General features: G+C 68.1%; 15 protein-coding genes. 7 read left to right on the top strand and 8 right to left on the bottom strand.

All coding sequences use genetic code 11. The features are described 5' to 3' along the window. Nucleotides 1-22 precede the first annotated feature (22 nt). The 6 genes from prfA (at nt 23) to ACG02S_RS16565 (ending at nt 4,425) form a co-directional block, all read left to right on the top strand. Nucleotides 23-1,120 carry a peptide chain release factor 1 gene (gene prfA, locus ACG02S_RS16590; RefSeq protein ID WP_394471588.1) on the top strand — a complete coding sequence of 366 codons (1,098 nt, stop codon included), beginning with the start codon at nt 23-25 and terminating at the stop codon, nt 1,118-1,120. Next, complete coding sequence (prmC, locus tag ACG02S_RS16585) at nt 1,117-1,920, top strand: peptide chain release factor N(5)-glutamine methyltransferase (protein ID WP_394471587.1); 804 nt, start codon at nt 1,117-1,119, stop codon at nt 1,918-1,920. Before prfA ends, prmC begins: the two co-directional genes overlap by 4 nt. A gap of 147 nt (nt 1,921-2,067) precedes the next feature. Next, entirely contained in the window at nt 2,068-2,646 is a 579-nt protein-coding gene (locus tag ACG02S_RS16580) for a hypothetical protein (RefSeq protein ID WP_394471586.1), read from the top strand. A gap of 54 nt (nt 2,647-2,700) precedes the next feature. Then, entirely contained in the window at nt 2,701-3,015 is a 315-nt protein-coding gene (gene grxD / locus ACG02S_RS16575) for a Grx4 family monothiol glutaredoxin (protein WP_394471585.1), read from the top strand. Nucleotides 3,016-3,140: 125 nt separating this feature from the next. Continuing rightward, nucleotides 3,141-3,704, top strand: a complete 564-nt coding sequence (locus tag ACG02S_RS16570) for a UbiX family flavin prenyltransferase (RefSeq protein WP_394471584.1) — start codon at nt 3,141-3,143, stop codon at nt 3,702-3,704. A gap of 106 nt (nt 3,705-3,810) precedes the next feature. Then, nucleotides 3,811-4,425, top strand: coding sequence for a hypothetical protein (locus tag ACG02S_RS16565; RefSeq protein WP_394471583.1), 615 nt, complete (start codon nt 3,811-3,813; stop codon nt 4,423-4,425). A 19-nt stretch (nt 4,426-4,444) separates the two neighbouring features. On the opposite strand, the gene ACG02S_RS16560 is transcribed toward ACG02S_RS16565, so the two are convergent. The 4 genes from ACG02S_RS16560 to ACG02S_RS16545 form a co-directional block, all read right to left on the bottom strand. Further along, the gene (locus ACG02S_RS16560) at nt 4,445-6,598 is read right to left on the bottom strand and encodes a M3 family metallopeptidase (protein WP_394471582.1); all 2,154 of its coding nucleotides are present in this window, start codon (nt 6,596-6,598) and stop codon (nt 4,445-4,447) included. 82 nt (nt 6,599-6,680) lie between these two features. After that, on the bottom strand, nt 6,681-7,304 hold the full coding sequence (locus ACG02S_RS16555; RefSeq protein WP_394471581.1) for a lytic transglycosylase domain-containing protein: 624 nt from the start codon (nt 7,302-7,304) through the stop codon (nt 6,681-6,683). A 14-nt stretch (nt 7,305-7,318) separates the two neighbouring features. After that, entirely contained in the window at nt 7,319-8,431 is a 1,113-nt protein-coding gene (locus tag ACG02S_RS16550; protein WP_394471580.1) for a DUF418 domain-containing protein, read from the bottom strand. After that, a complete protein-coding gene (locus ACG02S_RS16545) occupies nt 8,428-10,182 on the bottom strand; it encodes a proline--tRNA ligase (protein ID WP_394471579.1) in 1,755 nt (584 codons plus the stop codon). The genes ACG02S_RS16550 and ACG02S_RS16545 overlap by 4 nt, the downstream gene beginning before the upstream one ends. 140 nt (nt 10,183-10,322) lie before the next feature. On the opposite strand from ACG02S_RS16545, the gene ACG02S_RS16540 reads away from it, so the two are divergent. Beyond that, the gene (locus tag ACG02S_RS16540) at nt 10,323-10,916 is read left to right on the top strand and encodes an RNA pyrophosphohydrolase (RefSeq protein WP_394471578.1); all 594 of its coding nucleotides are present in this window, start codon (nt 10,323-10,325) and stop codon (nt 10,914-10,916) included. A gap of 16 nt (nt 10,917-10,932) precedes the next feature. On the opposite strand, the gene proB is transcribed toward ACG02S_RS16540, so the two are convergent. From proB to rplU, 4 genes are all read right to left on the bottom strand, one after another. Beyond that, the gene (proB, locus tag ACG02S_RS16535; RefSeq protein ID WP_394471577.1) at nt 10,933-12,048 is read right to left on the bottom strand and encodes a glutamate 5-kinase; all 1,116 of its coding nucleotides are present in this window, start codon (nt 12,046-12,048) and stop codon (nt 10,933-10,935) included. Further along, the gene (gene obgE / locus ACG02S_RS16530; protein ID WP_394471576.1) at nt 12,045-13,121 is read right to left on the bottom strand and encodes a GTPase ObgE; all 1,077 of its coding nucleotides are present in this window, start codon (nt 13,119-13,121) and stop codon (nt 12,045-12,047) included. Before obgE ends, proB begins: the two co-directional genes overlap by 4 nt. A gap of 136 nt (nt 13,122-13,257) precedes the next feature. Then, on the bottom strand, nt 13,258-13,521 hold the full coding sequence (gene rpmA, locus ACG02S_RS16525) for a 50S ribosomal protein L27 (protein ID WP_310323782.1): 264 nt from the start codon (nt 13,519-13,521) through the stop codon (nt 13,258-13,260). Nucleotides 13,522-13,557: 36 nt separating this feature from the next. Then, complete coding sequence (rplU, locus tag ACG02S_RS16520; protein WP_394471575.1) at nt 13,558-13,869, bottom strand: 50S ribosomal protein L21; 312 nt, start codon at nt 13,867-13,869, stop codon at nt 13,558-13,560. Nucleotides 13,870-13,986 lie beyond the last annotated feature (117 nt).

Genomic DNA, 13,986 nt, shown 5'->3' with positions numbered 1-13,986 from the left:
ACTGCTTCTTCGTTCTCCGCCCATGAAAGACTCCCTGCGCCAGCAGTTCGACCGCCTCGGCTTCCGCCTCGCCGAGCTGGACACCATCCTCGCCGACGGCAGCATCGCCTCGGACATGAAGCGCTACCGCGCGCTGACCCGGGAGCAATCCGAGGTGTCGGGCCTGGTCGAGCGCTACCGCCGCTACCAGGCGCATGAGGCCGACCTCGCGGCGGCGCGCGACATGCTCGCCGACCCCGAGATGGCCGAAATGGCCCGCGAGGAGATCGCGGCCAACGAAGCCGCGTTGACCGCCCTGGACGCGGAGCTGCAGCTCGCGCTGATTCCCAAGGACCCCGACGACGAACGCAACGCCTTCCTCGAAATCCGCGCCGGCGCGGGCGGCGACGAATCCGCGCTGTTCGCCGGGGACCTGGCGCGCATGTACCTGCGCTTCGCCGAGAGTCAGGGCTGGCGCACGGAGATCCTGTCCGAGAACGTGTCGGACCTGGGGGGCTACAAGGAGCTGGTCGTGCGCATCGAGGGCGACGGCGCGAATGGTGGCGTTTACGGCCGCCTGAAGTTCGAGTCCGGCGGCCACCGCGTGCAGCGCGTGCCGGCCACCGAGGCCCAGGGTCGCATCCACACCAGCGCCTGCACCATCGCCGTGATGCCCGAGCCCGACGAGGCCGAGGCCATCACGCTGAACCCGGCCGATCTGCGCATCGACACCTTCCGCGCCAGCGGCGCCGGCGGCCAGCACATCAACAAGACCGACTCCGCCGTGCGCGTCGTCCACCTGCCGACCGGCATCGTGGCGGAATGCCAGGACGGCCGCAGCCAGCACAGCAACAAGGCCAAGGCGCTGCAGGTGCTGCAGGCGCGAATCCAGGACAAGGAGCGCAGCGAGCGCGCCGCGAAGGAGGCGGCCACGCGCAAGGGCCTGATTGGCAGCGGCGACCGCAGCGACCGAATCCGCACTTACAACTTCCCGCAGGGCCGGCTGACCGACCACCGCATCAACCTGACGCTGTACAAACTCGGCCAGATCATGGACGGCGACCTGAGCGACGTCATCCAGGGGCTGCTGGCCGCGCAGGCCGCCGAGCAGCTGGCCGAGCTGGAAGCCGGACGCACATGACCATCGACGAGGCGCTCGCCCTCGCCCGTCAGCTGGGCGTGGAGCGCGGCGACGCGCAGACGCTGCTGGGCCACCTGACCGGCCAGAGCCGGACCTGGCTCGTCACACACGGCGATGCGCCGGCACCTGGCGCCGAAGGCCTGCTGCGCCGCCTCGCAGCCCGCGAGCCGCTGGCCCACGTGACCGGCTGGCAACCCTTCCACGGCCTGACGCTGGCCGTCACGCCGGACACGCTGATCCCGCGACCCGACACCGAGACGCTGGTCGACTGGGCGCTGGAGCTGCTGGCCGACCTGCCCGGCCAACCGAGCGTCGCGGACCTCGGCACTGGCAGCGGCGCCATCGCGCTGGCCATCAAGGCGGCCTGCCCGCATGCGCGGGTCACGGCTGTGGACGTGAGTGCGCAGGCACTGGCCGTCGCCAGCGCCAACGGTGAGCGGCTGGGCCTGGCGGTCGACTGGCGGTTGGGCAACTGGTTCGCGCCGCTGACCGGCCAGCGCTTCGACCTGATCGTCAGCAACCCGCCCTACATCGCTGGCGACGACCCGCATCTGCCGGACCTGCGGCACGAGCCCATCACTGCGCTGACGCCCGGCGGTGACGGCCTGGACGACCTGCGCACATTGGTCGAGGCGGCACCGCACCACCTGACGCCGGGCGGCTGGCTGCTGCTGGAGCACGGCTGGGACCAGGCCGATGCGGTGGCGCAACAACTGACCACGCGCGGCTTCGCCGAGGTCACGCTGCGCCGCGACCTCGCCGAGCGCGCGCGCGCCAGTGGCGGACGCTGGCCGGGCTGAGGCGTGAAGCGCGCCGCCACGCAACGCTCATGCGCTTGCGCGATGTCGTTTGCGTGATGTTTTGCCATCAGTTCGTCATTCCCGCGCACGAATTGCGGGCGTAGTATCGAATTCCGGTGCCTGCCTTGCACCGCGCTGGAGACGACCATGACCCGCCTCGCCCGCGCTGCAGTACTGAGCCTTTCTGCCCTGTTGACCACGGCCACTGCCCTGGCGGCGGACGTGGACATGCAGCCGCGATGGCAGGCCCGGCTGCAGCTCAGCAGCACCGATGGCACTGCCGACACGCGCCTGCAACTGGGCAGCTCGCGCGTGCTGAGCGCCAATCTGCTGGGCGACTATTACCTGACCCGATCCGGCCTGAGCGGCCTCAGCGGCGGCCTGCGCGCCACGGGCGGCCTGCTGACCGGCCCGGTGTCTCTGTCGCACAGCAGCGGCGGCCTGGCGCTGGGCAACGGCCCCGTCACCGCCGGGCAGCGCCACGTGTCGGTGAGCGGCATGAACCCGTACACGCTGGAGCACAGCGCCAGCCTGTCCTATCTGGGCATCGGCTACACCGGCCGCGTGACAAGCGGTGGCCTGGCCTTCAGTGCCGACCTGGGTCTGATGTCGGGGTCCGTGGGTGGCCTGCGCCTGGGTCGCAGCGCCGACCAGGGCTTCGAGGACGCCATGCGCGATCTGCGCTTCAAGCCCCTGCTGCAACTGGGCCTGGCGTACAGCTACTGACGGCGACACGAAAGCGTCCCGGATAATTGCGGTTTTGCCTTACCGAGAACTGCAATGAGCGACGTTCAGCAACGCATCGACGATCTGGTCAAGTCCAACCGCGTCGTGCTCTTCATGAAGGGCTCGGCCCAGTTCCCCATGTGCGGGTTTTCCGGCCGCGCCATCCAGATCCTGAAGGCGGCCGGCGTGACCGACCTGAAGACCTTCAACGTGCTGGAAGACGAGGAAGTGCGCCAGGGCATCAAGGACTACGCCAACTGGCCCACCATCCCCCAGCTCTACATCGGCGGCGAGTTCGTCGGTGGCTCGGACATCATGATGGAGATGTACGAGTCGGGTGAGCTGCAGCAGGCCCTGTCGGCCGCCTGATCACCCCCTACGCACTTCGCGCGCCCTCCGGGAGGAACTGCCAGTGACCTGGCAAAGCCAGGTCCACGGCATGACTCGGTCAGGCACGCTGCCGCCCGGTGCGGGCGCTCCAAAGGTTCGATGACATGAAGCAACGGCTGGTGGTAGGCCTCACGGGAGCGACGGGCGCGGCCTACGCGCTCCAGCTGCTGCGCCGCGCGCGCGAGCTGGGCGTTGAAACGCACCTGATCGCCACGCCCGCGGGCATCCTGAACGCTCACCACGAGCTGCGCCTGGACCGCTCCACGCTGGAAGCCGAAGCCGACCACGCCTACGCACCCGGCGACGTCGGCGCCTGCATCGCCAGCGGCAGCTTCACCACCGCTGCCATGGTGGTGGCGCCCTGCTCCATGAAGTCGCTCGCCGCCATTGCACACGGGCTGGGCGACAACCTGCTGACCCGCGCCGCCGATGTGACGCTGAAGGAGCGCCGCCGCCTCATCCTGATGGTGCGCGAGACGCCGCTGAACCTGGCCCACCTGCGCAACATGGTGGCGGTCACGGAGATGGGGGGCATCTGCTTCCCGCCGCTGCCGGCTTTCTATCACCACCCCCAGACCATCGCCGAGCTGGTGGCCGAGACGGTGGAGCGCGTGCTGGAGCTGGCCGGCGTGGCGGCAGCGCAGCCGAAGACCTGGACAGGGCTGTAACGCCGCCGTCAAACGCAATCAGCCGGGCAAATCCGGCGTTGCTGCGGCCTTTGCGCCAGTACCGCGCGGGCAAGATCGCCTTTCGATCTCGCTCCGTGGATTTGCGGTGTTCACCCGTCTCAACAGCTCCCTGCTCAGCTACCTGACCACCCAAGGCAAGGCGGGCTCGACGACGACCGGCGGCAGCACCACCACCACCACCGCCACCGCGGGCGACGCCGTCGTCGCGCGTGCGGCCGCCAAGGCGGGGCCGCAGGCGGCGTTGCAGCGTGCCGCCGGCACGGCCAAGGCCGCAGGGGCGGTCCAGTCGCTGCAGGCCAACCAGAAGGCCCTCGGCAGCGATCTGCGCGCCGCAATGGCCAAGGCCGGCGTCAAGCTCGAAGGCGCCATCGAATTCACCGTGAAGGCCGACGGCAGCGTCGGCCTCAAGGGCAGCGATGCCGACAAGGCTGCCACGCAGGCCTTTCTGAAGGCCGACGCCAGCCAGCCGAGCTTCGCAAGCCGCATCGCCACGCAGGCGCGCGACGCGATGAAGCTGTCGACCGAGATCCAGCAGAGCGCCGCCATCTCGCAGGCCGCGAAGATGGCCAAGACCTCCGGCGGCGTCATCGCGCTGTACCAGACGCTGATGCAGCAGTCCGCCGCCACCAGCGTCGTGTTCTCCGTGTCGGCCGGCAGCAGCTCGCTGACCTACCCGGGATCGCTGACCGCCAACGCCTGAGCGGCGCGGCCCACTGGGTTCAGGGCTTTTGCACCACCAGCCCGCGGCGCTCCAGCAGCGGCTCGATCTTCGGCTCGTGGCCCACGAGGTTGCGGAACAGCACCATCGCGTCCTCGCTGCCGCCCCGTGACAACAGCTTGGCGCGCAGCTGATCGCCGTTGGCGCGCTTCAAACCGCCGCTGGCCTTCAGCCATTCCACGGTGTTCGAGTCCAGCACCTCGCTCCAGATGTAGGCGTAGTAGCCGGCCGCGTAGCCGCCCATGATGTGGCTGAAGTACGGCGTGCGGTAGCGCGGCGGCACCGGCGCGAAGTCCACGCCCTCCTCCTTCAGCACCCGGGCCTCAAAGGCCATCAGGCCGTCGGGCGCCGGCATCTCGCCGGCCTTCAGCTGGTGCAGGCGCTGGTCCAGCAGCGCCGAGCTGAGGTAGGACAGGGTCTTGTAGCCCTGGTTGAAGCGCTTGGCACGCGACACCTTGTCCAGCAGCTCGCGCGGCATGGGCTCGCCGCTCTGGTAGTGACGCGCGTAGTTGGCCAGCACGCTGGGCGTGTCGGCCCAGACCTCGTTGACCTGCGACGCGTACTCGACGAAGTCACGCGGCGTGCGTGCCAGGCTGGGGTAGCGGCTCTGATTGAACATGCCGTGCAGCGCGTGGCCGAATTCGTGGAACAGCGTCTCCACCTCGTCCCAGGTCAGCAGCGTGGGTTGGCCGGCGGGCGGCTTGGGGATGTTGAGGTGGTTGGCCACGACGGGCTGCGTGCCCTCCAGCGCGTTCTGGCCGACGTAGGCGTTCATCCACGCACCGCCGCGCTTGCTGGGGCGCGCGTACAGGTCGGCGATGAAGATGGCCAGCTGCTTGCCATCGGTGTCGAACACGTCGTAGACGCGCACGTCGTCGCGGTAGACCGGCAGGTCGGTGCGAGGCTTGAAGCTGATGCCGTAGAGCTGGTTGGCCGCGAAGAACACGCCGCGCTCCAGCACGCTGGTGATTTCCAGGTACGGCTTGAGCTGGGCCTCGTCGAAACCGTACTTGGCGGCGCGCAGCTTCTCGGCGTAGTAGCTCCAGTCCCAGGGCTGCAGCGCAAACGTCGGCTGGCCCTTGGCGGCCTGGTCGGCGTCGATGAGCTTCTGCAGCTCGGCGGCCTCCTGCTTGGCAGACGCCACCGCGGCCGGCGCCAGCTGGCGCAGCAGCGCGGTCGCGGCGGCCGGCGTCCGGGCGGTCTCGTCCTCCAGCACGAAGTCGGCCGGCGTTGCATAGCCCAGCAGTGCGGCGCGCTCCTGGCGCAAGGTCATGATGCGCGACACGAGGGCGGTGGTGTCGTTGGCGTTGCCGCGACTGCCGCGCGCCACCGAAGCCCGGTGCAGCCGCTCGCGCAGCGCGCGGTTCTGCAGTTCGGTCTCCAGCGGCTGGATGGTCGTGTTCAGCAGCGTCAGCAGGTACTTGCCTTCCAGGCCGCGCTTCTTGGCCGCTTCAGCCGCGGCGGCGATCTGCGCGGGGCTCAGGCCCGCCAGCTCGTCGGCGTTGTCGACGACGATCGCCGAGTCGTTGACCTCGGCCAGCACCGCCTTGCTGAAGCGTGCGCCCAGCGTGGCCAGCTCGGCGTTGATCGCCTTCATGCGGACCTTCTGTTCGTCGCTCAGCTGCGCGCCAGCGCGCACCATGTCGCGGCGATAGCGCTCGATGAGGCGCCGCGCTTCGGCGTTGGGCGCGGCCTTGTCGCGCGTGGCGTAAAGCGCCTGCACGCGTGCGAACAACTTCGGGTTCAGCAGCACCGCGTCGCGCTGGGCGGCCAGCTTCGCGGCGTAGTCGCTTTGCAGCTGCTGGCGGGCCGGGTTGGTGTCGGCACCGCTGAGGCTGCCCAGCAGCGTGTTCGCGCGGGCCAGCAGGCGGCCGCTCTTCTCCCACGCGACGATGGTGTTGTCGAAGGTTGGCGCGGCCGGGTTGTCGGCGATGGCCTGGATCTCGGCCAGTTGCTCGGCCATGCCGCGGTCCAGCGCGGGCGCGAAGTGCTCGTCCTTGAGCTTGTCGAACTGCGGATAGCGCAGCGGCAGCGGGCTGAGGGTCAGCAGCGGGTTGTCTGTGGCGGCGGCGGTGGCCGGAGCCTGCGCGCCGGCGAGGCCGGTGGCCAGCAGGCCGGCAAGCAGGAGGGGCGCGAAGCGGGTAGCAGCGGGCATGGCAAACATGTCTTGTGGACGAAGCCGCGAAGGCTAACCGCATCGCCAGCCGCGGCCGGAAGCCATGTTTGTAAATGCGGCTTTACGTTTCGCCGGGCAGCAGCCATTGCCGCCGCGCACCGAACACCAGGTTGGGGTATTCGGGCCGGCCGCGGCTGCCGTTGTAGCGGCCCAGGGCCATGTACAGGTCGCCCTTCTCCCGATCCAGGTAGTGCCGCAGGATCACGCAGCCGAAGCGCAGGTTGGTCTGCATGTGGAACAGGCTGGACGCGTTACCGTCGCCGATGCTGCGCGTCCAGAACGGCATGACCTGCATGTAGCCACGCGCCCCGGCCGTGCTGATCGCGTACTTGCGAAAACCGCTCTCGACCTGGATCAACCCGAGCACCAGGCTGGGCTCCAGACCTGCACGCTTGGCCTCGTACCAGACCGTCTCCAGGAACTCGATGCGGATCTGCGTCTCGGTCTTGCGCTTCTTCAGCTTCTCGCTCATCGCGCTCAGCCAGCGCAAGTAGGCCACGCGCGCGTCCGGGTCGTCGAACTTCGGTCGCGGTGGCGCCGATTGCGCGATGGAGGCCGTCAGCGCCGAACGCACCGAGTCGATCAGCGGCTCCTCGACCTGCGCGCCGGCCCACGCAGTGCATGGCAGCAGCCAACCGGCCACACCGCCCACCAGCAGACTGCGGCGGGCAAGCAACAACGTCATGTGCCTGGCACCCTTCATCTCGACAGCCACGCTTCCAGCGGCAGCCGGCCGCGCCAGCGCGGCGCCAGTGCCACCCACAGACCCCAGTAAAGCGCCGACAACGCGGTCAGCGCCGCGGTGCCCAGCGGCAACGCCAGGCCCGCACCGCTGAGCAGCAGCAGGCTCACCAGCGAACTGCCGATGTACAGGCTCAGCGTGTGCCGCCCCGTCGCCGCCAGGCGCGCCATCACGACCGAACCGCGCTGCGCCGCGAGCACGGCCGCGGGCACCAGCCCCAGCAGCAGCGGCACCGCCACCTGCATGCCGAGCGCGTAGAAGGCATCCGCCCACCCTGGCTGCGCCCGATGCAACCCATGCCATAGCGCAACCGCCCACACCGCATTGAGCAGCAGGCCCGGCCACAGCCAGCGACGCGCGTAGCGCTGCAATGCCGGTCGCCAGCGCGGATGGCTGAACAGCCGCAACCGCGCCGCCATCAGGCCCGCCGTCATCAGGCCCAGCGGCAGCAGGAAGCCCAGCAGCAGCAACGCCGCCACGTTGGTGAAGAAGCCCCACGCATTGAGGCCCAGCCAGCTCAGCATGTCCGTGGGCGTTGCCAGCGACATGCGCGTGGCGGCGGGCTCGCCTTCGGCGCCGAGAACCATCAGCGGCGCGACGAGCACGACCAGCGTCGTGGCTGCCGCGAGCAGCACGATGCAGCGCCGACGCAGCTGCCGCAGTCGCAGCCGCGACCAGCCCAGCATGACCAGCCCGCAAGCGGCGTAGAGCGTGAGGATGTCGCCCGAGTAGATCAACAGGCCATGCAGCAACCCGAGCAGCAGCAGGCTCTGCATGCGACGCCGCCGCACGGCCAGCGCATCCGCGCCGCGCGCCCGGCGCGACAGGCCCTGGCTGTAGCCAAACAGGAAGGTCAGCAACGTGACGCCCTTGGCGGCCAGCAGTGCGGCCACGGCGATCAGCGCGCCCTGCGCAAGCCACGAGGCTGAGGGCGTCGCGGCGGCCAGCGGTCCGGCGTCGGGCAGCGCGGCATAGCCCACCCAGTTCACCGCCACCACCGGCAGCAGCGCCAACGTCCGCAGTGCATCCACCGCCAGCTCGCGGGGCGGCTGACGGGCGGCGTCGGTCACGCCAGTTTTTGCTTCAGGAAGCTCAGCACGTCGGCGACGGCCACCTTGGTCGCGGCCTCGTCACGGCGGCCCTGGTACTCGACCTGGCCTTCCTTCAAGCCGCGGTCGCCCAGCACCACGCGGTGCGGCACGCCGATCAACTCCCAGTCCGCGAACATCGCGCCCGGGCGCTCGCCGCGGTCATCCAGCAGCACGTCCACGCCCAGTGCCTTCAGCTCGCCGTAGAGCTTGTCAGCGGCTGCCTTGACGTCTTCGCTGCGGTCCGCGCCGATGGGGCAGATGACAACGGTGAATGGCGCGATCGCGTCCGGCCAGATGATGCCGCGCGCGTCGTGGTTCTGCTCGATGGCCGCGCCCAGGATGCGGGTCACGCCGATGCCGTAGCAACCCATCTCCATCAGCTTGGGCTTGCCGGTCTCGTCGAGGAAGGTCGCGTTCATCGCGGCCGAGTACTTGGTGCCCAGGTAGAACACATGGCCCACCTCGATGCCGCGCTGGATCGCCAGCACGCCCTTGCCGTCGGGCGACGCATCGCCCGCGACGACGTTGCGGATGTCGGCCACCAGGTCCGGCTCGGGCAGGTCGCGGCCCCAGTTCACGCCGGTCAGATGGAAGTCGGCCTCGTTGGCGCCGCAGACGAAGTCGGCCATGTGGGCCACGGTGCGGTCGGCAATGATCTTGACCGGGTGCTTCACGCCGGCCGTCAAGCCGATGGGGCCCAGGTAGCCCGGCTTGCAGCCGAAGTGGTCCTCGATCTCGGCCACCGTCGCGAACCGGAACCCACCCTTCAGGCCTTCCAGCTTGCCGGCCTTGACCTCGTTCAGCTCGTGATCGCCGCGCACCAACAGCAGCCAGACCTGACTCTTGACGATGGTGCCGTCCTTGTCCGTCTCGTCGGTGGCCAGCACCAGCGACTTGACGGTCTGCGTCAGCGGCAGGCCCAGCAGCTCGGCGACGTCCGCACAGGTGGACTTGCCGGGTGTGGGCGTCTTGGTCAGCGGCAGCGACGCGGCTGCGCGCCCGCCCTGCGGCGCCAGCGCCTCGGCCAGCTCGATGTTGGCGGCGTAGTCGCTGGTGGGGCAGTAGATGATGGCGTCCTCGCCGGTGTCGGCAATGACCTGGAACTCGTGCGAACGGTCGCCGCCGATGGCGCCGGTGTCCGCAGCAACAGCGCGGTAGGCCAGGCCGAAGCGGTCGAAGATCCTGCAGTAGGCCGCGTACATGTTGTCGTAGCTGCGGCCAGCCGCGTCCACATCACGGTCGAAGGAATACGCATCCTTCATCGTGAACTCGCGGCCCCGCATCAGGCCGAAGCGCGGGCGGCGCTCGTCGCGGAACTTGGTCTGGATGTGATAGAAATTCTTCGGCAGCTGGCGGTAGCTGCGCAGCTCCTGGCGGGCAATGTCGGTGATGACTTCCTCGCTGGTCGGCTGCACGATGAAGTCTCGGCCATGGCGGTCCTTCACGCGCAGCAGCTCCGGGCCCATCTTGTCGAAGCGGCCGGTCTCCTGCCACAGCTCCGCGGGCTGGATCACGGGCATCAGGCACTCCACCGCGCCCGCCGCGTTCATCTCCTCGCGGATGATGGCCTCCACCTTGCGGATCACGCGCAGCCCCATCGGCATGTAGTTGTAGATGCCCGCGCCCAGGCGCTTGATCATGCCGGCGCGCATCATCAGCTTGTGGCTGACGATCTCGGCGTCGGCGGGGGCTTCCTTCAGCGTGGAGACGAAGAACTGGGTGGCTTTCATGGGCGTCGGCAAATGCGAAGGCCGGGTGAAAACCCGGCCAATTCAGGGCAAAACGTGGTGATCTCTCGGGGTTAGCCAGGACCGCCCGGCAACTGCGGCCCGATGCAATAATCGAACCAACTAGAGATTCGAGGTTGATTATGCTCGACCGTGAAGGCTTCCGCCCCAACGTCGGCATCATCCTGCTCAACCAGCGCAACGAGGTGTTCTGGGGCAAGCGCATCCGGACGCATTCGTGGCAGTTCCCGCAAGGGGGCATCAAACACGGCGAAACGCCTGAGCAGGCGATGTTCCGAGAGCTCCACGAGGAAGTGGGGCTCATACCAGAGCATGTGCGCATCATTGCGCGGACACGTGACTGGCTGCGCTATGAGGTGCCCGAGCACTTCATCCGGCGCGACGCACGCGGGCACTACAAAGGCCAGAAACAGATCTGGTTCCTGCTGCAGATGGTCGGCCGCGACTGCGACATGAACCTGCGCGCCACCGACCACCCGGAGTTCGACGCCTGGCGCTGGAACGAGTACTGGGTGCCACTGGAGGCTGTCATCGAGTTCAAACGCGGCGTCTACGAGATGGCGCTGACGGAGCTGGCGCGCTATCTGCCACGCATCAACCACCACAACCGCTATCTGAGAGCGGGCATGCGGCCCAGCCACCGCGGTGACGGCCGCCACAGCGGGCCGATGCCGCTCGAGGCGACGTTGCCACCCGACGGCGAGCCGACCAAGTGATCAGGCCATCCGCGTCTCAGCGCAGAACCAGATTGTCCCGGTGGATCAACTCGGGCTCGGCGGCGTAGCCCAACAGTGCCTCGAATTCCGCTGACGGCTTGCGCGCAATCAGGCGGGACTCTGCACCCGAGTAGTTCGCCAGGCCGCGGGCGAGCTCGGTGCCGTCAGGCGCCAACACAGCGATCACGTCACCGCGATGGAAGTCGCCCTGCACCTCGGTGACGCCGATGGGCAGCAGGCTCTTGCCTTCGCCGCGCAGCTTGCCCACCGCGCCCGCATCGACCTTGACGGCGCCGCGCATCTGCAGGTGATCCACCATCCACTGCTTGCGCGCCTGCAACTTGGGCGTTGCCGCCAGCAGCGCCGTGCCGATAGCCTCGCCACGCGCCAGGCGCAGCAGCACGTCGGGCTCGCGGCCCCACGCGATGACGGTGCCGGCGCCGCTGCCTGCGGCGCGCTTGGCTGCGAGGATCTTGGTGAGCATGCCACCGCGACCGATGCTCGAGCCGGCGCCACCGGCCATGCGCTCCAGCTCCGGGTCACCCGCCTGGGCGGTGTCGATGAAGCGCGCCGCCGGATCCTTGCGGGGGTCGGCTGAATACAACCCTCGCTGATCCGTCAGGATGACCAGCACATCGGCTTCGACAAGATTGGCCACCAACGCGCCCAGCGTGTCGTTGTCGCCGAACTTGATCTCGTCGTTGACGACCGTGTCGTTCTCGTTGATGACCGGCAGCACGCGGTGCGCCATCAGCGTCAGCAGCGTGGAGCGCGCATTGAGATAACGCTCGCGGTCCGCCAGGTCGGCGTGCGTGAGCAGCACCTGGGCGCTGTGCAGGCCGTGCGCGCTGAGCTGGCTTTCGTACATCTGGGCCAGGCCCATCTGACCGACGGCCGCTGCCGCCTGCAGCTCGTGCAGCTCCTTGGGGCGCGTTGCCCAACCCAGCCGCTTCATGCCCTCGGCAATGGCACCGCTGGACACCATGACCAGCTCGCGCCCCTCGTTCGCAAGCGCTGCCAACTGGCGGCTCCAGTTCGCAATCGCCTCGGCGTCGACGCCACGGCCCTCGTTGGTGACGAGGCTGGAACCGACTTTGACAACGATGCGACGCGCGCTGGACAGCAAACTCATTCGGCGGCTGAATCGGTAGCGCTGGGGGTGTCGAAACGGACGTCGCGCTCTTCGATGACGCGCTGCTCGGCGGCCACGTGGTCGTAGATGGCGTGGATCAGCGGCTGGCAGCCTTCGCGGGTCAGCGCCGAGATCTCGAAGACCGGGCCCTTCCACTTGTAGCGCTTGACGAAATCCTTCACGCGCGCAGCACGCTCGTCCGCAGGCACCATGTCCAGCTTGTTCAGCACCAGCCAGCGGGGCTTGGCGTGCAGCTCGGCGTCATACTTCTTCAGCTCGGCGACGATGGCCTTGGCTTCCTTGACCGGGTCGACCTCGGGGTCGAAAGGCGCCAAATCAACGACGTGCAACAGCAGCCGCGTGCGCTGCAGGTGGCGCAGGAACTGGTGGCCAAGGCCCGCACCTTCCGCAGCGCCCTCGATGAGGCCGGGTATGTCGGCGACGACAAAACTCTTCTCTGGCGCGACGCGCACGACGCCCAGGTTGGGATGCAGCGTCGTGAACGGGTAGTCGGCGATCTTGGGCTTGGCGTTGGACACCGCCGTGATCAGCGTGGACTTGCCGGCGTTGGGCTGGCCCAGCAGGCCGACGTCGGCAAGCACGCGCAGTTCCAGCCGCACCTTCTTGATCTCGCCCGGCCAGCCCGGCGTCTTCTGACGCGGCGCACGATTGGTCGAGGTCTTGAAATGCAGGTTGCCGAAACCGCCGTCGCCGCCCTTGCACAGCAGGATGCGCTCACCCGGCTCCAGCAATTCGCCGATGACGGACTCGGTTTCAAGGTCCGTGATGATGGTGCCAACCGGCATGCGCAGCACGATGTCATCGGCCGCTGCACCGAAGCAGTCGGAGCCGCGGCCGGCTTCGCCGTTGCGGGCCTCGTGACGACGCGCGTAGCGGTAGTCGATCAGCGTGTTCAGATTGCGGTCGGCCTCAGCCCAGACGCTGCCGCCCTTGCCACCATCGCCACCGTCCGGCCCGCCAAACGGGATGAATTTTTCGCGGCGAAAGCTCGCGCAGCCGGCGCCACCGTTACCGGCGGCGACATCGATGGTGGCTTCGTCAACGAATTTCATGGCGGGCTGCCATCGTAATGGCTGGGTTGCGTCGGGTCGCACCGTCGTGCGGCGCGCCAGACTTCAGAAATGACAAAGCCCCGGCAGGCCGGGGCTTGGAAGTTCGGGCGATGTTGTCGCCCGAAACGGCCTGCAATTAAGCGGCCAGGGGGGACACGACGACGGTCGAGCGGTTGTTCTCGCCCTTGACCGTGAAGGACACTTCGCCGTCGATCAGTGCGAACAGCGTGTGGTCCTTGCCGATGCCGACATTGGTGCCCGGGTGGAAGCGCGTGCCGCGCTGACGCACGATGATGGAACCGGCCGAGACGACCTGACCACCGTAGACCTTGACGCCCAGCATCTTGGGCTTGGAGTCGCGGCCGTTCCGTGTGGAACCGCCGCCCTTTTTCTGTGCCATGAGTTAGCTCCTAGAAATTAGCGAAAGACGACTGGATCAGCCATTCACCGCGCTGATTTCCAGCTCGGTGTAGTTCTGGCGATGGCCCTGGCTCTTCTTGTAGTGCTTACGACGGCGCATCTTGAAGATGCGGACCTTGTCGTGCTTGCCGTGGCTGACGACCTTGGCGCTGACGGTGGCGCCTGCGACCAGCGGAGCGCCGACCGTCAGACCATCACCGCTGCCAATGGCCAGCACTTGGTCAATGGTGACCTCAGCGCCGACTTCCGCGTCGAGCAACTCAACCTTGATCTTCTCGCCGGCAGCAACCTTGTATTGCTTGCCGCCAGTCTTGATGACTGCGTACATTTTCTTCCTTTCACACCTGACGGTGCGTTCACCCGACTCCCGCACCAGGCATCGCAGCCTGCCACTCTCGCCGAGCCTTTTTGTCGATTTTTTGTCTCCTTGCCCGAATGCGCCTGG

The organism is Pelomonas dachongensis, assembly GCF_043555865.1.
Taxonomy (GTDB): Bacteria; Pseudomonadota; Gammaproteobacteria; order Burkholderiales; family Burkholderiaceae_C; genus Pelomonas; species Pelomonas dachongensis.
The sequence above is the reverse complement of the archived record's forward strand: the minus strand, read 5'-3'. Positions and strand labels throughout refer to the sequence as shown.